This window comes from Rhodococcus sp. ACT016 (assembly GCF_050477185.1).
Lineage (GTDB): Bacteria > Actinomycetota > Actinomycetes > Mycobacteriales > Mycobacteriaceae > Prescottella.
Genome location: NZ_JBEAET010000001.1, coordinates 5,497,790 through 5,515,946, shown reverse-complemented (window position 1 = coordinate 5,515,946; position 18,157 = coordinate 5,497,790). Strand labels below are relative to the sequence as shown.

General features: G+C 63.7%; 18 protein-coding genes and 1 tRNA gene. 10 read left to right on the top strand and 9 right to left on the bottom strand.

Features of this window, described 5'->3' with window-relative positions; genetic code table 11:
* Positions 1 to 63: 63 nt before the first annotated feature.
* Entirely contained in the window at positions 64 to 1,518 is a 1,455-nt protein-coding gene (locus tag ACQ5DX_RS25195) for an MFS transporter (protein ID WP_430335194.1), read from the bottom strand.
* A gap of 214 nt (positions 1,519 to 1,732) precedes the next feature.
* On the opposite strand from ACQ5DX_RS25195, the gene ACQ5DX_RS25190 reads away from it, so the two are divergent.
* Positions 1,733 to 2,107 carry a thioesterase family protein gene (locus ACQ5DX_RS25190; RefSeq protein ID WP_430335193.1) on the top strand — a complete coding sequence of 125 codons (375 nt, stop codon included), beginning with the start codon at positions 1,733 to 1,735 and terminating at the stop codon, positions 2,105 to 2,107.
* A 73-nt stretch (positions 2,108 to 2,180) separates the two neighbouring features.
* A complete protein-coding gene (locus ACQ5DX_RS25185; protein WP_430335192.1) occupies positions 2,181 to 3,002 on the top strand; it encodes a FadR/GntR family transcriptional regulator in 822 nt (273 codons plus the stop codon).
* 412 nt (positions 3,003 to 3,414) lie between these two features.
* Here ACQ5DX_RS25185 and ACQ5DX_RS25180 read toward each other — a convergent pair whose 3' ends face one another.
* The 3 genes from ACQ5DX_RS25180 to ACQ5DX_RS25170 are packed head-to-tail and all read right to left on the bottom strand — an operon-like array spanning position 3,415 to position 6,469.
* The gene (locus ACQ5DX_RS25180) at positions 3,415 to 4,143 is read right to left on the bottom strand and encodes an HAD-IA family hydrolase (protein ID WP_430335191.1); all 729 of its coding nucleotides are present in this window, start codon (positions 4,141 to 4,143) and stop codon (positions 3,415 to 3,417) included.
* A complete protein-coding gene (locus ACQ5DX_RS25175) occupies positions 4,143 to 5,702 on the bottom strand; it encodes an AMP-binding protein (protein ID WP_430335190.1) in 1,560 nt (519 codons plus the stop codon). Before ACQ5DX_RS25175 ends, ACQ5DX_RS25180 begins: the two co-directional genes overlap by 1 nt.
* 26 nt (positions 5,703 to 5,728) lie before the next feature.
* A complete protein-coding gene (locus ACQ5DX_RS25170) occupies positions 5,729 to 6,469 on the bottom strand; it encodes an enoyl-CoA hydratase/isomerase family protein (protein WP_430335189.1) in 741 nt (246 codons plus the stop codon).
* A 675-nt stretch (positions 6,470 to 7,144) separates the two neighbouring features.
* Here ACQ5DX_RS25170 and ACQ5DX_RS25165 point away from each other — a divergent pair.
* Positions 7,145 to 8,395 (top strand): MFS transporter, encoded by a 1,251-nt coding sequence (locus ACQ5DX_RS25165; RefSeq protein WP_430335797.1) that lies wholly within the window; start codon positions 7,145 to 7,147, stop codon positions 8,393 to 8,395.
* Positions 8,396 to 8,462: 67 nt separating this feature from the next.
* Here ACQ5DX_RS25165 and ACQ5DX_RS25160 read toward each other — a convergent pair whose 3' ends face one another.
* Positions 8,463 to 9,506, bottom strand: coding sequence for a DMT family transporter (locus ACQ5DX_RS25160; protein WP_430335188.1), 1,044 nt, complete (start codon positions 9,504 to 9,506; stop codon positions 8,463 to 8,465).
* A 22-nt stretch (positions 9,507 to 9,528) separates the two neighbouring features.
* Here ACQ5DX_RS25160 and ACQ5DX_RS25155 point away from each other — a divergent pair, with 22 nt between their 5' ends.
* The 5 genes from ACQ5DX_RS25155 to ACQ5DX_RS25135 all read left to right on the top strand — a co-directional run bounded on the left by ACQ5DX_RS25155 (position 9,529) and on the right by ACQ5DX_RS25135 (position 15,175).
* A complete protein-coding gene (locus tag ACQ5DX_RS25155) occupies positions 9,529 to 10,473 on the top strand; it encodes a LysR family transcriptional regulator (RefSeq protein ID WP_430335187.1) in 945 nt (314 codons plus the stop codon).
* A gap of 326 nt (positions 10,474 to 10,799) precedes the next feature.
* Positions 10,800 to 12,338, top strand: a complete 1,539-nt coding sequence (locus tag ACQ5DX_RS25150; RefSeq protein ID WP_430335186.1) for a CoA-acylating methylmalonate-semialdehyde dehydrogenase — start codon at positions 10,800 to 10,802, stop codon at positions 12,336 to 12,338.
* A gap of 11 nt (positions 12,339 to 12,349) precedes the next feature.
* Complete coding sequence (locus ACQ5DX_RS25145) at positions 12,350 to 13,498, top strand: isobutyryl-CoA dehydrogenase (RefSeq protein WP_430335185.1); 1,149 nt, start codon at positions 12,350 to 12,352, stop codon at positions 13,496 to 13,498.
* A gap of 38 nt (positions 13,499 to 13,536) precedes the next feature.
* Complete coding sequence (gene mmsB / locus ACQ5DX_RS25140) at positions 13,537 to 14,439, top strand: 3-hydroxyisobutyrate dehydrogenase (protein ID WP_430335796.1); 903 nt, start codon at positions 13,537 to 13,539, stop codon at positions 14,437 to 14,439.
* Between the two features lie 160 nt (positions 14,440 to 14,599).
* Complete coding sequence (locus tag ACQ5DX_RS25135; RefSeq protein ID WP_430335184.1) at positions 14,600 to 15,175, top strand: adenylate kinase; 576 nt, start codon at positions 14,600 to 14,602, stop codon at positions 15,173 to 15,175.
* 129 nt (positions 15,176 to 15,304) lie between these two features.
* Here the strand turns inward: ACQ5DX_RS25135 and ACQ5DX_RS25130 are convergent, their stop codons facing one another.
* Both ACQ5DX_RS25130 and ACQ5DX_RS25125 read right to left on the bottom strand, forming a co-directional pair.
* Positions 15,305 to 15,505, bottom strand: a complete 201-nt coding sequence (locus ACQ5DX_RS25130; protein ID WP_430335183.1) for a helix-turn-helix domain-containing protein — start codon at positions 15,503 to 15,505, stop codon at positions 15,305 to 15,307.
* Positions 15,506 to 15,590: 85 nt separating this feature from the next.
* A complete protein-coding gene (locus ACQ5DX_RS25125) occupies positions 15,591 to 16,034 on the bottom strand; it encodes an AraC family ligand binding domain-containing protein (RefSeq protein WP_430335182.1) in 444 nt (147 codons plus the stop codon).
* Positions 16,035 to 16,126: 92 nt separating this feature from the next.
* Between ACQ5DX_RS25125 and ACQ5DX_RS25120 the strand changes: the two genes are divergently transcribed.
* On the top strand, positions 16,127 to 16,906 hold the full coding sequence (locus ACQ5DX_RS25120) for a sulfite exporter TauE/SafE family protein (protein WP_430335181.1): 780 nt from the start codon (positions 16,127 to 16,129) through the stop codon (positions 16,904 to 16,906).
* A 260-nt stretch (positions 16,907 to 17,166) separates the two neighbouring features.
* The gene (locus tag ACQ5DX_RS25115; RefSeq protein ID WP_430335180.1) at positions 17,167 to 17,526 is read left to right on the top strand and encodes a hypothetical protein; all 360 of its coding nucleotides are present in this window, start codon (positions 17,167 to 17,169) and stop codon (positions 17,524 to 17,526) included.
* A 40-nt stretch (positions 17,527 to 17,566) separates the two neighbouring features.
* Here ACQ5DX_RS25115 and ACQ5DX_RS25110 read toward each other — a convergent pair.
* A tRNA-Ser gene (locus tag ACQ5DX_RS25110) sits at positions 17,567 to 17,654 on the bottom strand.
* Between the two features lie 42 nt (positions 17,655 to 17,696).
* The gene (locus tag ACQ5DX_RS25105) at positions 17,697 to 18,131 is read right to left on the bottom strand and encodes a MarR family winged helix-turn-helix transcriptional regulator (RefSeq protein WP_430335795.1); all 435 of its coding nucleotides are present in this window, start codon (positions 18,129 to 18,131) and stop codon (positions 17,697 to 17,699) included.
* Positions 18,132 to 18,157: the final 26 nt, after the last annotated feature.

The window sequence follows — 18,157 nt, the reverse complement described above, 5'->3', positions numbered from 1 at the left end:
GACAGGGCGAGTGCTCGACGAGGCGTGGTCGGTGACGTCCACGGACATCCCCTCCGCCGGTTCTCAACTCGGCGATCGAGACCCCTTGCCTCCATCGATGGCTACCACCCGATCCTGATGCTCGTGACGCTCGGCCCTACCGTCCTTCGAAGGTGTCGTCGGCTCCACCGATTCGACACGATGCGACTTCGCACTCGTCGACGTGATCGAACTGGCGGCGTCCAGCGTCAGCGACCCGGTCTCCGGGGCCCATCGAATCGAGATCAGTCCACCGAAGATGAGGATCGCCGCGGCCATCAACATCGTCAGACCGATACCGAGGTGAGTGAGCGAGATCGGCACGAGGAACACCCCGATGGCCGAGCCAACTCGAGTGAACGCAGTGATTAGCCCAACAGCCGTACCTCGCACCTCGGTGGGAAACAGCTCATTCGGGTAGACCCAGGTGAGAACTTGGGGTCCACCATTGAACAGCGCAAACGTCGCGAAGGCCGATACGAGGATCCAAGTTGGTGCCTCCGGAAAGACTCCGAGAACAAGTAGCGCGAATCCCGCCACAAGAGACCCCGCGATCACCATCCGACGACGCCCTGATCGATTGATCACGAATAGTGCGGCAACGACACCGACCAAGAACAGGAGGCTGAGCGCCGCCGACCCCACATTAGGGTTCGCGCCGCCAAGACCCAGAGCACTCAGGATCTTCGGCCCGAAGGCATAGATTGCGAAGACCGGAATGTTCGAGCAGGTATAGAACGCGATCACGAACGCCATCCGTCCCGCATACCCGCCGCGCAACAGATCTCGCGCACTAAACTTCGCTCCTTGGCTCTCCGCCTGAAGGTCGTCGACCGAGACCCCCTGCCCATACACCCTCGTCAGAACCGATTGCGCGTCTTCCCGCCGTCCCTTGCTGAGCAACCAACGCGGAGACTCCGGGGTACCCAGGCGCAACACGAACAGAATGAGCGCCGGCACTGCCGAACTCAAGAGAAACCATCTCCAGCCGTCCGGCCCCGAACTGACCAACACGTCACCTACGAAGTAGGCCGCGGCAGCGCCGACGAAGAACATGCACACGAGCATGCTCAGCATCGGGCCCCGGTAACGACGGGGCGTGAACTCAGTGAGCAACGAGGACGCCATAGGGTAGTCGGCGGCGACAACTGCGCCGAGGAGAATCCTCAGAACGAGCAGCATCCATGCCTCGGTGACAAAGAACTGCAACACCGAGAAGAGTGTGATCAACCCCAAGTCAAGGGTGTACATGACCTGCCGCCCGAAGCGATCGGTCAGGAAACCCGAGACCGCTCCGCCTAAGAGCATGCCGAGCAAGGCACCGGCGCCGAGCATCCCTTCCATGAAGGACGAGACTCCCAGTTCCGGTGCAAGCGCGACGAGGGCAACGCCGATTCCGCTGAGAATGTAGCCGTCCAGAAACGGACCGCCGGCGGCGTAGGCGGCTAGGCGCTTGTGGAATCCAGAAAGCGGGGCGTCATCCAGAACGTTTGGTTTCACGATCACTCCTAAGAACCACTGCCCTTGTGAGGGCAGGGGATGGACTTCGCGGCTGTAAACCGACACTGAAGCCAACCGACCCTAGTGGTCTAGCCAGTATGGACAGTAATGTGGGTCACACCTCTTGTCCAGATCCCCAAGGGCGGTTGACGTACCAGGGTAGGGCAGCCATGCTACTGGCTAGACCACTAGACCATCGCTATCAGGAGACTTTATGAGTGCCCACGCAGAACTTTCACGCACCGTCACGGCGTCAGACACCGCCGCGACCTTCGGCGATCCGTTCCCCGAGGCGGCGTCCACGCCTTTTGTCCTCGGACTCGCCGAGGTGGCTTGCCACAACGTCGTCGAGGACTCGCTTTCGAACGGCGAGATTACGGTCGGCACTTACGCATCCATCGAACACCGACTTCCCAGCCCGATCGGCGCAACGCTGACCGCCCGCGCACGACTCGAGGAACGCAACGGCCGTCGACTGCGATTCTTGGTCGATGTCTACGACGGGGACGATGTTTGCGCCACCGTCGAACACCATCGCGCCATCGCAGACGCCGCCAAGATTGCCGCCCGACTAGAGGCGCGCCGTTAGGTAGTCATCAGACCACTAACCTGGACGCAGTAGACTGGGCACGTTCAAGCCCTGGTTGTCAGAGAATGCAGGGTTGAACACCCAGTCGCGCAGCGAGGAGCAGGAAGTGACGACCACACCATCGAGTGGCGAACGACGGAAGTTCACGCCAGCTCGCCGAGTCCGCGCGTACGAGAGCATCGTCAAGCAGATCGAGGATGCAATCTTCCGCGGAGATCTGCGTCCAGGTCAAAGGCTGCCAAGCGAACGCGAGCTCACCGTGGAGTTTGCCGTGAGCCGGACGACGGTACGCGAAGCACTTCGAGTGCTCGAGAGCTCGGGGCTCATCCGATCGAAGCAAGGTGACCCGACCGGGGGCGCGGAAGTCCAGCAGTTCTCACCCGATGGGCTCCGCCGGTCCCTCACCGCGATGGTGCATCTCGAACAGTTCGATCTGACGGACCTCATCCAGTTCCGGATGGCCATCGAAGGCTCGGCCACCTATCTCGCTGCCGTCGGCCACACCGCGGAACAACTCGAACGCATGGAAGCGGCACATGCGCACCTGGCCGATGCCATCGACAGCGGATACGAGGCGTTCTCCCAGGCCGATGTCGAATTCCACCACACCGTGGCCGAAGCTGCGAACAGCGGTTTGCTTCGGGTGTGCAATGACGTTGCCCGTGGAGTGGTCATCAACCTGATCGAAACCAAACTCTCCACCACGCTGGACGACCGCGCTCTGATGCTCGACAGCTGGCGCCGGCACGAGCGGGTGCTGGACGCCATCCGCCAGCGGGACGGTGACCGCGCGGCGAAGCTGGCACAGCACGATATTCTCGACCATTTCGGGCGCTTCCTCCCAGAGGAGCGCCGTCGGCAGCTCGAGCAGTTCGCCTCACACAGCCCCATGTGAGCGGATGACACCTTCACAAAGGGCTGTGAGGCCACTCGTGCCCGTGCTTCGCCGCGCCTCGCCACGCAAGCTCGTCGCGACCGGCGGTCTCCGGCGCAGAATCCCTTGAGCCGGAAAATGATTGGCGTCCAACTGCAGTGAGTGGCGGGGGGCCGGCAGAGCGTTGATCGTCGACCTGCCGGCGCCACGTCGACCCCGTTCTGGCGATGCAGACTTCACATTCCATCCCGAATTCTCCATCAGCACCGATACGCAGAGAACCTCCAGTCGAGTGGAACCCTCGGCTCCACGAACAACTGGAGGTTCTCGCACTCCGAACACCACATCGCAACGAGTGTGCCCAGCATGGCAGTATCGCGATCATCTCTCCCACACCGTCGGCGATGTGTGCCTTCCGGCGAGGTCAGCCTGCTCAGTTGCCGAACAGGGCCTCTGCGACCTCGGGAAGGGTCACCAAGTCCGGGAGAACGGCGGCCGCCAGGTCCCCTTCGGAGTGCGGGGTCCTTTCCCGGTTGATGTATACCGACCGAACCCCGAACCTGTCGGCGGCCTCGACATCATGGAACCAGCTGCAGGCAACGTGGATCCACTCGTGGTTCTCGGCACCGGACAACGTCTGGAACGTCTCGAAGTGCCCCAATGCCGGCTTGTAGCTACCGATGTCGGAACTCGTGACCGTCACGTCGATTCGAACGTCGAACTGAGTCAGGGTCTGTTCCAGCAGTTCTCGGTCGACGTTCGAGAGCACGCCAAACTTGTAGCCCCGCGCTTCGAGCTCCCGGAGCGCTCGGTTCGTATCCGGGAAAACCGGCCACGAGGGAAGCGTGCGACCGAGAACGTCGCACTCGTCCTCGGTCAACGAGACTTCACAGACTTCGGCGGCTCGACGAAGCGCCTCGGCCAGCACAGCGCGGTAGGTCCACGCAGGGTTCTGCTCCTGGACCACGTGTTCATGGAGGTGATACTCGGTCAACAGCCGCCCCGCGTCTGCGCCGGCGACCGACTGCAGAGCTGCCGTCATTCCCTGGCGCCAATCGACCAGTGTTCCATAACAATCGAATGTGAGCCATTTACTCGTCATGTCTTCTCCTCTTGCCGAAATCGCGCTGTCGACTCTTGGTGTACCTCCGCCGGCGGGCATCAGGCGCGAACCTTTGCAGGAAGCTCGAACTCCCGCGTGTTCTCGTTGAACGGGCGTTCCTGGAGTTTGAACTTCTCGACCTTGCCAGTGGGGGTCTTCGGCAAATCGGGTACGAGCTCAATGTAGCGAGGAACCTGGAAACGAGCCATCGTGCCGTAGCAGAACTCCCAGACTTCCTTCTCGGTCAAGGACTCGCCTTCCCTGACCACGACCGAGATCTTGACCTCTTCTTCCGTGAGCTCCGATCGGACACCGTATGCGGCGCAGTCGAGGACCTGGGGATGCTCGCGAACGCCTTCTTCGACCTCGAATGCCGAGATATTCTCGCCGCGCCGTCGGATGGACTCCTTCTTCCGGCCGACGAAGAAGACGTTGCCCGCATCGTCGACCCGGACGAGATCGCCGCTGTGGAACCACATGTTGCGCATAGCTTCTGTGCTCGCCTCCGGATTACCGAAGTATCCGGAGAAGGTCGTCCAGGGCACCTTGGGACGAATCAGAAGCTCACCGGTTTGCCCGACCGGCACTTTCTCATCGAACTCATCGGTCACTCTGATCTCGAACTCGTCGACGACGCGGCCACACGATCCGGGCACCCGTTCGTCAGTAAACCGCTGGGTGATCGGAATGTTCGCTTCGACGGACCCGTACAGCTCGATCACAGTCAATCCGAAACGCTTCTCGAAGACTTCGATCGATTCGGGTACCGGAACTCCCCAAGCAAGTCGGACGGGGTTGTCCGCGTCGTCCGGCCGCGGCTCCGCCTTCCCGAGGATGGAAAGGGTCGCCCCCATGAAGTCGAAGACCGTCGCGCCTGCTTCCCGAACCTCGTCCCAGAACCGAGATGCACTGAAGCGCTTACTGATCGCGGCCGTTGCACCGATGAGGAGAGCAGGAACCGTCGTGAGAGCCGTTGCATCGGCGTGGAACAGCGGGAACGGGCAGTAGAGCACGTCACTCTCGACCAGACCGAAGTCGCGGATCGCAATGCCGGCCTGAGACGTGAAGTAGCGGTGCGACAACATGCATGCCTTCGACCGCCCGGTGGTCCCCGAGGTGTACAGCAGAGCGGAAACATCCGAAGGCCGCACTTCCACAGCCGGTTTCGCGTGATCGAGGTACAGCTCGGTCAGTCGCAGACCGCCACTCGCACTGTCGCCCACCGTGATGACGGTGGCGTCGATCCCTGCGCGCCACAAGGCGGTAGTCAAGATCTCGTGGAGATCGGAATCCACGACGTACACACGGGCGTCTGCCAGCTTGGCCGCATGCTCGAGGCTGAGACCACGGAACTCGGTGTTGATCGGTACCCAAGCAGCACCGAGGCGGTTCGCCGCGAACCACGTGTGCTCGCACTCGAGCGAGTTTCGCATGAAGACACTGACACGGTCGCCGGCCTGGATTCCGCAGACCTCACTCAAACCGGCAGCAAGCCTGCCCACCTGCGCGTCGAACTCGGCGAACGTCACGTCACATCCGTCGATCTTGAGGAAGATCCGATCAGGCCAACGTTCGACGGCATCGGCGAGCGCCGAATTCAGAGTTGTTTCGTCGTTCATTTCTCTCACTTCAGTTGTCGGGATCTCTACGGAGATGTCGTCGATGCGCCGGTGTCCGCGCGGTCTCGGTTGCGGAACGCGACAAAGCTCTCAGCCGTTTCGGCCGAGGCGAAGCAATGCGACGCGAGCTCGACCTCGAGCTGCAGGTAGGTCTCCTGCTGAGGCACCAGCGCGACCTCGATCGCGCGTTTGACGGCCGTCTGGGAACGGCGAGGGTACGAACTCAACTGCGCCGCAAGCTCCAACGCGCGAGCCTGCGGATCGTCATGGAGCTCCGTGTACAGCCCCAGTTCGAGGCCTTCGACTGGATCGACCCATCGGCCGGTGAGCAACAATTCCTTGGCGCGAAGCAATCCGACCATCAGTGGGAGGCGGGCAGTGATGCCTCCTGTAGGTGCGTGGCCGATGACCGCCTCGGGGAACTTGAGCCTGGCCTGAGGACCCCCGACGACGAAATCTGCAGTGAGAGCGATCTCCGCTCCCCCACCAATGGCATAGCCCTGGACCGCACTGACCACCGGGCACGGAGCGCCGGTCATCAATCGAGTGAGGTCCTGAAGCTGATGGAACGCCACCCGCAACTCTTCGGCCGAGCCGGTCTTCGGTGCGAGCGTTTCGTTCAGGTCCTCGCCGGCGCAGAACGCCCTCCCCGCACCTTGGACCACGATGGCGCCGGCATCCTGAACCGCTCGGAGTGCTCCGACGAAATTGGTCAACAGGTCCGTGTTCAGTGCATTCAATGCATGGGGGCGATTGAGGGTGAGCACTGCGACGTCTCCGACATGCTCGACGAGCACTGACGGTTCACTCATGATTCTTCCTTCGGTTGAGTAGTGCGGTCACAGAACGTCTGACGCGAGTTCGTCGCCGCGACCATCCGGCTCGCCCGCACGGCTGGAAAGCCTGCTCGATCCGCCCCACCCGACCAGCGGTCACGGACTGGACGACCATGGCGAGCCGGGAGGGCTTCCCTTACTGGTCTGACAAGTAGAACATCAGCATTGAATGGGGTTGTCAAGACCTGAGGCTTCATCGACGGACCGTCGACCGTGTCGATGCCCTACATCGCCAATCTTCTCGGTCCCGGCGAGGTCAATGGCGTGAAAGTGGTGGCGACACAGGCGTACACGCAGACCGCGAGGCACGTCGCCCCGACCCGGGCGGAGCGATCACCGACCCAGCCTTGACCGCAAAGGCGTGATGTAGTTCACTGCTCCTACTGGCCAGACCACCTCAGTCATCCAGGATCTATCTCAGCCAGACCCTGCAAGCCACTCTGTTCAACTTCTGAATCACCGGGCTTCGGAGAGCCTCATCCCCACGCGCGCACCCAGTACATCGCCGTCCGGTATGCGCCTCCGATTCCCGCCCCTTCGCGACGGAGAAACGCTTAGATGATCACCGATCAGTCACAATCGACGGCGCCCAGCGCCCCAGCAACAATGCATCGCGTAGCGCTGGCAAGCTTCGTGGGTTCCGCCATCGAGTACTACGACTTCTACATATACGGAATCGCCGCAGCTCTCGTATTCCCTCATGTCTTCTTCCCCGACCTTTCCCCCACAGTCGCAACGGTATCGTCCTTTGCGACGTTTGCCGTCGCCTTCATCATCCGGCCCGTCGGGTCCGCCTTCTTCGGATATTACGGCGACCGACTCGGCCGAAAAAAGACACTTGTGGCGACACTTTTGATAATGGGCGTATCCACGATCACCATCGGCCTGATACCGAGCGCCGACGCCATTGGAGTCTGGGCCCCCCTCCTCCTTATTCTGATGCGCGCATTGCAGGGGTTCGCCGTAGGCGGAGAATGGTCCGGCGCAGCACTTCTCACTGCGGAGTACGCACCCAGCAAAAAGCGCGGGCTGTATGGAATGTTCCCTCAGATCGGCGTAGGGGCGGGCCTGGTCCTCAGCAGCCTTGTCTTCTTCATCGTCAGCAGTTCCATCGGCGAGAGCAGCAATGCATTTCTGACATGGGGATGGCGCCTGCCCTTCCTCTTCAGCATCGTCCTCATCGCGATTGCGCTCTACATGCGGCTAAACATCGAGGAAACTCCGGTATTCCGAAACCAGCAGTCGGCCGTCGCCAAAAGCCCCCTGTCCTCTCTGCTTCGGACGCAGGCCAAGAAAACGGTGCTCGGCGCCGGTGTCATGGTGAGTGTCTTCTCATTCACCTTCATGGGCGGTACCTATTTGACCGGGTACGGCCGAACCGAACTCGGACATTCCTTTTCCCTCGTCCTCATCGCAAATGTCGCGGGCGGGCTGGCAATGGTGACCACGTGTGCGATCTCCGCCGTCCTCAGCGATTCGCTCGGACGCCGCCGGGTCATCCTCCTCGGGTTCGCGCTGGCGCTCCCCTGGTCGTTCGCGATACTTCCCATCCTCGATACCGGGTCCGCAGTTCTGTTTGTCGTCGGAATCGCTGGAACCTTCGGAATCCTGGGCACTTCCTACGGCCCCATGGCGTCGTTCATTCCCGAGCTGTTCTCGACCGAGCATCGCTACACCGGAGCTGGGCTCGCATACAACCTCGCCGGCGTGCTCGGGGGCGCCATCCCACCCGTGATCGCGGGGGTCTTGTTGGCGGCATTCGGCAGCCTCGCCATCGCTGTCCTGCTCATCGGCGCCGTCCTGATCAGCCTCGTGAGCACGCTCCTTCTTCCCGAAACCAAATCTCGCTCCCTCTAGTTCGGCAAGCACCGGGGTTCGGTTCCGCCATCGTCGATGCGCAATGGCGGAACCGAACCCCGGTCCTTCATCGCGATTGCGTCGGGCCGGGACCATCGCCCCGAACCGCGGAGCGCTTGCCGAAAATGACGCCGACACCACGACCCCGCCCAGGCCCGACCGACACCACCCAGACCGCACAAATGACCACCGCGCAGCCGATCAGTTGGGTGATTCCGGGTCGTTCATGGAGCAATGCCATGCTTGCCAACAACGCAATCACGGGCTGCATCAACAGCAGCGTGGCCCCGATCTCGGCCGGAACCTTGGGCAGGCCGTTGGCGATCAGAATCCATCCGACCACCTGAGCACTCGATGCCAATGCGATCAACGACCCCATGGATATCCAGCCCGGAGTCAGATCAACGGCTCCCCAGATGGATCCGACGGCGCTGCCAGCGACTCCAGCCGCAATAGTGGAGACAAATACTTTCGACGCCGGTCGCCCAGGATTGCCTGCTCGCCCGGTTGCGAACAAGTAAATTGCGTAGGCGACGCCGGCACTGAGCGCAAGTGCTGTCCCGGCAATCACACTGTCGCCACCCGCTTCGACGAACGCACCACTCGAGAGGGCAATTCCTCCGAGAAGAACAGGGACGGCGATCACGAATCGAATCGGTACACGTGTCCCGAAGGCAACCCATGTCAGCATCGGCACGATGACTACTTGAATGTTGACCACCACACTCGCGATTCCGGCGCCGATCAGTTGAATCGAATAGGACCACAAAGCGAAGTCGATTCCGAGCATCACGCCGCCGATCAACTGGATGCCGATCTCCTGCGCGGAGAGGCGTCCAATGGTCCGCAACTCGCGATACATCAGGGCTCCCAGAACCGGCAATGCCAGCGCGCACCGGTAGAAGGTTGCCGTTGCCGGCGACACTGCTGCCAGCTTCACGAACGGGCCACTCAACGCGATGACGGCAGCACCCATCAACACGATAATTCGTGGGTCGCTCGACTCGGCGGAGATACGACGAGAACACGCTGATTCCGAGGGAAGGGTTTCGATTGACACATCTCGATCATCGCGACCCTGTTTGGTGGAAACAAGCGAAAGAAATTGCACGCGACCAGGTAGGAATTCTTAAATGTTGGGAGTTGAACGGCTGCGTGCGCTCTGCGCCGTGGCGGAATACGGCTCTGTCATCGCCGCCGCGAGGCACCTCCACCTCACACCGTCAGGGGTGTCGCAGCAACTGGCGAAGCTCGAGAAGGAAGTCGGCACCCCCCTGCTCGAGCCCTACGGGCGGACCGTGCGGCTCACCGCCGCCGGCCGACTCCTCGTCCGTAGGGGTCGGGCGATCCTGGCTCTCCTCGCCCGTGCCGAGTCGGAAGTCTCCTCCCTCGACAGCGACGTCAACGGCGAACTCCGCATAGGCTCGTTCTCCTCGGCCAGCCGCGTCGTGCTACCTCGCGCAATAGCCCAGCTCCGCGCACTCCATCCGGCCGTCGAGGTGAGCGTTGTCGCCGATGAGACGGATTCCCTCCTGCCTTCCATCACGCGGAGCGAGATCGACCTTGCAGTCGTCGACAGCTGGCTGACGATGCCGCTGCGCCTGCCCGAGAATGTCGTCCATACACGCATCCACGAGGACGTCGCCGACGTCGCCTTGCCTTCCGACCACCCACTGGCAGGCATGGAGCGAGTCGAGCTCGACGCACTCGCCGAGATGCCTTGGGCCACTTGGCGAAGGGGGGAAGCATTCCATACCTGGCTGGTGCAGACCCTGAGGAGGCGTGGAGTCGAGCCGGTTGTTCGATACGAGGTACCGGAGTTTGCCGCACAGCTCGAGTTTGTTGCCCACGGGCTGGCGGCCGCACTCATCCCACGGCTCGCCAAGGTGTGGGTGCCCAACGGCGTCTCGATCGTTCCCGTCTACCCCGCGTTGCGGCGCGAGATACTTGCGGTGCGCCGACGAGACGCCGACCGCCCCGTCATCAAGGCCGGCATCGACGCTCTATCCAGTGTCTTCAGCGCACACGTGAACTCGAGCCACATCATCGCCGACACCGCGGCGCGCTTCCCATCGTGAGCGTCACCTCTCCACGGAGTGAGAGTGTTTCGCAGATACGCAAGACGCACCGCACAGAACACGTGCGCAGACGGCGCGTAGACGAGACAGGCCCGTCCAATCACATTGAACCTCAACCTATTTCCACTCGACCGAGCAGCGCCAGGGGGGCCGGGGTGTGGCCCGAGCCCGCTCAGCGCTCGCCTCATTCGGGCAGGGATGTCAACCGGATCCAGATTATGCATGGACACCCAACTATCGGATGACCTACTATCACTCGAGCGTGAGGTGGTCACCCACACCCTTTCCGGCGTACGCATCGAGACAATGAAGGACAGATACGGACCATGAGTGTTCATGAGCTTTCCCATTTCATCGGCGGCAAGCGGGTTCCCGGTTCGTCCGGCGGGTTCGCCGACGTCTTCGACCCCAACACCGGGCAGGTGCGGGCCAAGGTCCCACTCGCCAGCCGAGAGGAAACCGAGGCAGTCATCGCCAATGCGGTTGACGCGCAGAAGGAATGGGCGGCGTGGAATCCGCAGCGACGGGCCCGTGTCCTCATGCGGTTCCTGCAGCTGATCCAGGACGAGATGGACCCGCTCGCCCGGCTGCTGTCGTCCGAGCACGGCAAGACCATTCCGGATGCGAAGGGTGACATCCAGCGCGGCCTCGAGGTGGTCGAGTTCGCCACCGGTATCCCGCACCTGCTCAAGGGCGAGTACACCGAGGGTGCCGGTTCGGGCATCGACGTCTACTCGATGCGTCAGCCGCTCGGCGTCGTCGCCGGCATCACGCCGTTCAACTTCCCGGCGATGATCCCGCTGTGGAAGGCCGCGCCGGCCCTCGCGTGCGGAAACGCGTTCATCCTCAAGCCGTCCGAGCGGGACCCGTCGGTGCCGCTGCGTCTGGCCGAGCTGTTCCTCGAGGCCGGCCTGCCGCCGGGTGTGTTCAACGTCGTCAACGGCGACAAGGGTGCCGTCGACGTCCTGCTGACCGACCCGCGGGTCAAGGCCGTCGGCTTCGTCGGCTCCACGCCGATCGCGCAGTACATCTACGAGACCGCCGCCGCGCACGGCAAGCGCGCGCAGTGCTTCGGCGGCGCCAAGAACCACGCGATCGTCATGCCCGACGCCGACCTCGACCAGGTCGCCGACGCCCTCGTCGGTGCCGGCTACGGCTCGGCGGGTGAGCGTTGCATGGCGATCTCGGTCGCGGTGCCCGTCGGTGAGGAGACCGCGGACGCGCTCGTCGCGAAGCTCACCGAGCGGGTCGGCAAGCTGAAGATCGGTCGCTCGGACGACGAGACCGCCGACTTCGGTCCGCTCGTCGGCTCGGACGCCCTGGCCCGTGTCAACGGCTACGTGCAGATCGGTGTCGACGAGGGCGCCGAGCTCGTCGTCGACGGGCGCGGCTTCGCCCTCGACGGGCACGAGGGCGGATTCTTCGCCGGCGCAACGCTGTTCGACCGCGTCACCCCGGAGATGCGGATCTACAAGGAGGAGATCTTCGGTCCGGTCATGCAGGTGGTGCGCGCCCACGACTACGAGGAGGCGCTGCGCCTGCCGTCGGAGCACGAGTACGGCAACGGCGTCGCGATCTTCACCCGCGACGGCGACACCGCCCGCGACTTCTGCTCGCGCGTCGAGACCGGCATGGTCGGCGTCAACGTGCCGATTCCGGTGCCGATCGCATACCACACGTTCGGCGGCTGGAAGCGCTCCGGCTTCGGCGACCTCAACCAGCACGGCCCGGACTCGATCCGCTTCTACACCAAGACCAAGACGGTGACCCAGCGCTGGCCCTCCGGCGTCAAGGAAGGATCCTCGGATCACTCCGCCGACTCCGCCCCGGCCACCGACCACTTCGTCATCCCCACGATGGACTGACCGCAATGGCTATGTTCAGACTTTCCGACGACGAGCGCGCGATCAGCGACACCGCGCGCGACTTCGCCGCGGAATACCTGGCGCCCAACGCGATCGAGTGGGACCAGAACAAACACTTCCCGGTCGACGTGCTGCGCAAGGCCGGGACCCTCGGCATGGGTGGCATCTACATCCGCGAGGACGTGGGCGGCTCGGGTCTCACCCGTCTCGACGGCGTCCGGATCTTCGAGCAACTCGCCACCGGTTGCCCGTCGATCGCGGCGTACATCTCGATCCACAACATGGTCACGTGGATGATCGACGAGTTCGGCGACGACGAGCAGCGTCGACGCTGGGTGCCGAGGCTGGCCTCGATGGAACAGCTCGGCAGCTACTGCCTCACCGAACCCGGCGCGGGATCGGATGCCGCGGCCTTGTCCACCAAGGCCGTTCGTGACGGCGACGACTACCTGCTCACCGGCGTCAAGCAGTTCATCTCCGGCGCGGGCACCTCGGACGTGTACGTCGTCATGGCACGGACGGGCGACGCAGGCGCTCGGGGCATCTCGGCGTTCATCGTGCCGAAGGATGCGCCCGGACTGTCGTTCGGCGCCAACGAGAAGAAGATGGGCTGGAACGCCCAGCCCACCCGGCAGGTGATCCTCGACGAGGTCCGGGTGCCGGCGGCCAACCTGCTCGGCGGCGAGGGCGAAGGCTTCCGCATCGCGATGAAGGGCCTCAACGGCGGACGGCTCAACATCGCCGCCTGCTCGGTGGGCGGCGCGCAGGCCGCGCTCGACAAGGCCGTCGCCTACCTCGCCGAGCGGAAGGCGTTCGGCTCGGCGCTGATCGAGTCGCAAGCACTGCAGTTCCGGCTCGCCGACATGCGAATCGAACTCGAGGCCGCCCGCACCCTGCTGTGGCGGGCCGCGGATGCCCTCGACGCGGACACCGCCGACAAGGTGGAGTTGTGCGCGATGGCGAAGCGGTTCGCCACCGATACCGGGTTCACCGTCGCGAACGACGCGCTGCAGTTGCACGGCGGTTACGGCTATCTGGCGGAATACGGATTGGAGAAGATCGTGCGAGATCTGCGGGTGCACCAGATCCTGGAGGGCACCAACGAGATCATGCGGGTCGTCGTGGCCCGCTCGGTGGTCGGATCGGCGGGCGCAGCGTGAGCGCGCCCGACGTCGTCGTCCCGGAGGGGATCGGACCGATGAACACTCACCTGACCGTCGCCTTCCTCGGCCTCGGCCACATGGGCGGACCGATGGCGGCCAACCTTGGCAGGGCCGGCTATGCGGTCCTCGGATACGACCCCGCGATCGTCGCTCAGCAGCAGGCAACCGAGGACGGCCTCACTGTCAGTGACAGCGCGATCTCCGCCGTCGCGAAGGCGGATGTCGTGATCACAATGCTGCCGAACGGCAAGCTCGTCCGCGACACCTACCGAGAAGTCCTTGCCGTGGCCAAGCCGAACTCCCTCTTCATCGACTGCTCGACGATCGATGTCGCCGACGCCCGTGAGGTAGCCTCGATGGCGCAGTCGGCCGGACACCGCGCCATCGATGCCCCTGTGTCCGGCGGAGTCGCCGGCGCCGCAGCGGGAACCCTTGCCTTCATGGTCGGAGGCTCCGAGGTCGACTTCGGGTCCGCAAAGCCGCTACTCGACGTGATGGGACGAAAGGTTGTCCACTGCGGCGGCTCCGGAGTCGGGCAGGCCGCGAAGATCTGCAACAACATGATTCTCGGTGTGTCGATGATCGCCATCAGCGAGGCGTTCGTACTCGGCGAGAAGCTGGGACTGACCAATCAGGCACTGTTCGACGTCGCGTCGAATGCCTCCGGACAGTGCTGGGCACTGACCAGCAACTGCCCCGTGCCCGGTCCGGTCCCAACCACCCCGGCCAACAACGACTACCAGCCGGGCTTCGCGGTCGCGCTGATGGAAAAGGATCTCACCCTGGCGGCAAATGCACTACGCGACAACGGTGTCGAGGCCGACCTCGGATTACGCGCATCCGAGATATATCGCCGATTCAATACCGAGGGTGGCGGCGGACTGGACTTTTCCGCGATCGTCAAGGACATCCGCTCGAGGTCCACAGAAGGAGAGTGACCGGGTACCGGCAGATCAGGACCGCACAGAAGGACCGCACGGAGGGGGAGCGTGCCGCCACCTCGCGCTCGGACCTGCCGCCCGACCGACCACTTTCATCCGCCAATTCCATTTGCACAGAACGGCATATCGGCTTGCCGCAGGAAAGGGAACACTTGACATGCGCATGATTTTGACCGGCCTTCCGGGAGCAGGAAAGGGCACCCAAGCTCATCTGCTCGCACAGTTCTTGGAACTTCCCCACATCTCTACCGGAGATCTTTTCCGGCAGCACATCGCGGATCGCACAGAACTCGGCCAAACCGCCAAAACCTACATCAATTCGGGCGAACTCGTTCCCAGCGATATCACCGTCGCCATGGTTCGCGATCGATTGGGCGCAAACGACGTAGCTTCGGGCTTCATTCTCGACGGCTTCCCCCGCACCGTTGATCAGGCGATGGCGCTGGACGAACTGCTCAGCGATACGCTCGGCCCACTCGACGCCGTTCTGGACTTCACGGTCAGCGAACAAACGGTGTTGAACCGCATGCTCGCACGTGGTCGCGCCGACGATACCGACGACGTCATTCGGACTCGCCTGCGCATCTACAACGAGGAGAACGAGCCACTCCTGCATCACTACAGCTCGATCCTCTGCTCGATCGATGCCGAAGGCGAGGTCGAGGACGTTCACACCCGTGTCGTGCGCGCACTGGGTGAGCGACTGTCACCGAGTCGGCCGGGAACGAACTGAAGGTTGGCCAGCGCAAGCGCCGCCCACGATGCACATCGTTTGCGCTGGCCACGCCCACTTGGATTCGAAGTGGAACGCGGCCGCCTGGCCAGCGACGAGGCGCCGCGGGCCGGAGCGTTGGTTGCGCAGCTAGTGCGCCGGCCCGAAACTACTCGGGGGTGAGCCCACAATCCTGCGGAACATGGTCGAAAATGCTGCTGGGCTGGCGTATCCCACATCGCCGGAGACCGTGGATACACCGTCGCCGGCGGCCAGGCGCCGAAGCGAGTGGAGGACGCATACGCGGCGTTTCCACTCGGTCACCCTCATGAACAGTTCCTGGCGGAACATCCGGTGGACCGTGCGCTCACTGACATGAAGAGCATCCGCCCACCACCGCGGCGACCGACGAACGTCAGGATCGTGAAGGAACGGCTCACATTGCTTGCGTAACAACGGGTTCATCGGAAGCGGAATTTATCAGCGCCATCAGCGTTGCGTCACGCCCCCGAACCGAGTACTCGATCGGCAATTCGGTTGCCGCGGAGAGCAGCTCGCGCAGCAACGGCGAGACCTCCATGACGGCACACTTCGGTGGGAACCACGGCACCGCAGGCGGCTCGATGTACAGGCTGCGGGTGAATACTCCCCACATGGTGACCGCGTGCTCGGTCCCGGCCGGGATGAGCACAGCACGCTCGGCAGGCACGATCCACGCACCATGCTCGGCGGTCACGTCCATCACGCCGCCGATACCGTAGAGGAACTGAGCTCGACGATGACGATGCGCTGCCAGGACGGTGCCGTGCGGATAGCCCGTACCGATCGCCAGAACAGCGCGATCGACCGCGTCGTACTCCTCCAGTCGACCGTTCCGCACGTTTCGAGGATCCCACACGCGTGTCCGATTCTCGACGGAAGGTGGCGGATCATCGAATGCCCGACACGGCGGCGCCGCTTAGCGTGACAGCAGTGACACATGCACCCCTGCTTCTACTGGTCTTCGGCGTCCTGATCGGGATCACGACGGTCCTCTTCGGCTTCGGCGGTGGCTTCGTCGTCGTACCCGTGATCTACGGCATCGCCATCGATCGCCCCGACGCCATGCACGTCGCCGTGGCCACCTCGACCGCGGTGATGGTCGTCAACGCGTCGCTGGCGACGCTGTCCAGCCGCTCCTCCGGACTCATCAGACGCGAATACATCTGGCCCCTGGCAGGTTTCATCGCCGTCGACGCCGCGGTGGGCGCACTCGCGGCCGCGCATGCATCCGAATCGCTCATCCGCGCCCTCTTCGTCGTGTACGTCATGGTCACCATCGTCGACAGCGTCGCCCGTCGGGGATTTCTCGACCTGTCCGGTGAACCCCGTCCGCTCGGAAGGCGCGTCATGAGTGTCGGCGGCGTCGGTATCGGCGCGACCGCCGCCTTCCTCGGTGTCGGGGGAAGTGTCATGACCGTCCCGCTTCTGCGCCGTAGGCACCTGCCCATGGCCGCAGCCGCCGCCATGGCCAATCCGTTGAGCATTCCGATCGCGGTGGTCGGAACCCTTGTGTACGCCCTGCCGACCGACCGGGCCTCCTCCGGCACCCTCGGGTACATCGATCTCGCGGTCGGCGGCACCCTGCTCGCCGCATCGCTGCCCGCCATCGCTGTCACCCGGAGGCTCGTCCGGCACGTGCCCGACCGCCTCCACGCCGTCGGCTATGTCGCGCTTCTGGTCGTGACACTGCTGTCGATGCTCGCCGTGTGAGAGATCGGCCGAAAACACCGGGAGTTCCTCGTACGGGTAATGCCGGCACCGCATCTGTGTCCAGACCTGACCGCAGTTCAATTACGGTCAGGTCTTCGACGTGGAGCAGTTGGTTGTCGGTGGCGGGTTCGCCCACGGCGGCACGCGGTAGAAGTCACGGCGGCAACCAGATAACGGTGCAGAGCGTTCACCGCACAACGGGGAAACGACGGGGCTACAGTCGGTCGGACTCGTTCTTCGGCCGCAAGGTGGGGATCACGATGAACCTGATCAGAAAGGTGACAGCATCGGCGCTGGTCACCGGAGCGGTATTCGTCGGAGCCGGGACCGCACACGCCGACCCGCCGCCACCGGCAACAGAGCAGGCACTGACCAAACAGCAGGCACTGGACAACATGCTGAACGAGTTGGGCGTCGGCTGGGCGCAGGGCGGCGCCGCGGGGGCCGCGATGGGCGCCGTCATCGGTCTCGGCATCGGCTGCATATCCATGTTCCCCGGCAGCCTCGCCGGTTGCATCATCGGCGGCCCGACCGGCGCCGTCATCGGCGGCCTCATCGGCACGAACGACGCCAACCCGAAGGCCCAGCAGGCCATCGAGACGTACCTGAACACGCCCTGAAACGAAATGCCCCTCACCTGCAAAAACAGGTGAGGGGCTCTGGCGGAAGCGGAGGGATTTGAACCCCCGGTCGCTTTCACGACGCTCGCTTTCAAGGCGAGTGCATTCGGCCGCTCTGCCACGCTTCCGTGGCGAATCCTAGCCGCATCGATCGGATCGGGCGAAACCAATCACCCGATGGCGCGGTCGCCGATGGCGGTGTCGACCTTTTCGAACACGTCCGCAACGACCTTCATCTCGGGCTTGCTGAGCAGGTCGATGAGGTACCTGCGGACGCCCGACAGGTGCGTGGGTGCGGCCTCGGCGAGCCGCCGTCGGCCCTCGTCGGTGATGACGGCGAGGACGCCGCGGCCGTCCTCGACGCACTGGCTGCGCTCCACCATGCCCTCGGTCTCCATGCGGCGGATCTGGTGGGTGAGCCGACTGCGGGAGGACAGCACGCCGTCGGCGAGGTCACTCATCCGTACGGAGCCGTCGGGCGACTCGGAGAGCATCACGAGGATCCGGTACTCCGCCAGGGACATGTCGTGCGCCGACTGTAACTCCCGGTTGAGCACCGCCATCAGTCGTTGACTGCCGTCGATGAAACCGCGCCACGCGCGCATTTCCTCGGCACCGAGCCACGCCACCC

Coding starts and splice junctions, on each gene's coding strand:
- ACQ5DX_RS25105 (WP_430335795.1), bottom strand. CDS start 18,131: ATGCGCGCGTGGCGCGGTTTCATCGACGGCAGTCAACGACTGATGGCG.
- ACQ5DX_RS25130 (WP_430335183.1), bottom strand. CDS start 15,505: ATGTTCCGCCAGGAACTGTTCATGAGGGTGACCGAGTGGAAACGCCGC.
- ACQ5DX_RS25135 (WP_430335184.1), top strand. CDS start 14,600: ATGCGCATGATTTTGACCGGCCTTCCGGGAGCAGGAAAGGGCACCCAA.
- mmsB (WP_430335796.1), top strand. CDS start 13,537: ATGAACACTCACCTGACCGTCGCCTTCCTCGGCCTCGGCCACATGGGC.
- ACQ5DX_RS25150 (WP_430335186.1), top strand. CDS start 10,800: ATGAGTGTTCATGAGCTTTCCCATTTCATCGGCGGCAAGCGGGTTCCC.
- ACQ5DX_RS25155 (WP_430335187.1), top strand. CDS start 9,529: ATGTTGGGAGTTGAACGGCTGCGTGCGCTCTGCGCCGTGGCGGAATAC.
- ACQ5DX_RS25190 (WP_430335193.1), top strand. CDS start 1,733: ATGAGTGCCCACGCAGAACTTTCACGCACCGTCACGGCGTCAGACACC.
- ACQ5DX_RS25165 (WP_430335797.1), top strand. CDS start 7,145: ATGCATCGCGTAGCGCTGGCAAGCTTCGTGGGTTCCGCCATCGAGTAC.
- ACQ5DX_RS25180 (WP_430335191.1), bottom strand. CDS start 4,143: ATGCCCGCCGGCGGAGGTACACCAAGAGTCGACAGCGCGATTTCGGCA.
- ACQ5DX_RS25115 (WP_430335180.1), top strand. CDS start 17,167: ATGAACCTGATCAGAAAGGTGACAGCATCGGCGCTGGTCACCGGAGCG.
- ACQ5DX_RS25175 (WP_430335190.1), bottom strand. CDS start 5,702: ATGAACGACGAAACAACTCTGAATTCGGCGCTCGCCGATGCCGTCGAA.
- ACQ5DX_RS25145 (WP_430335185.1), top strand. CDS start 12,350: ATGTTCAGACTTTCCGACGACGAGCGCGCGATCAGCGACACCGCGCGC.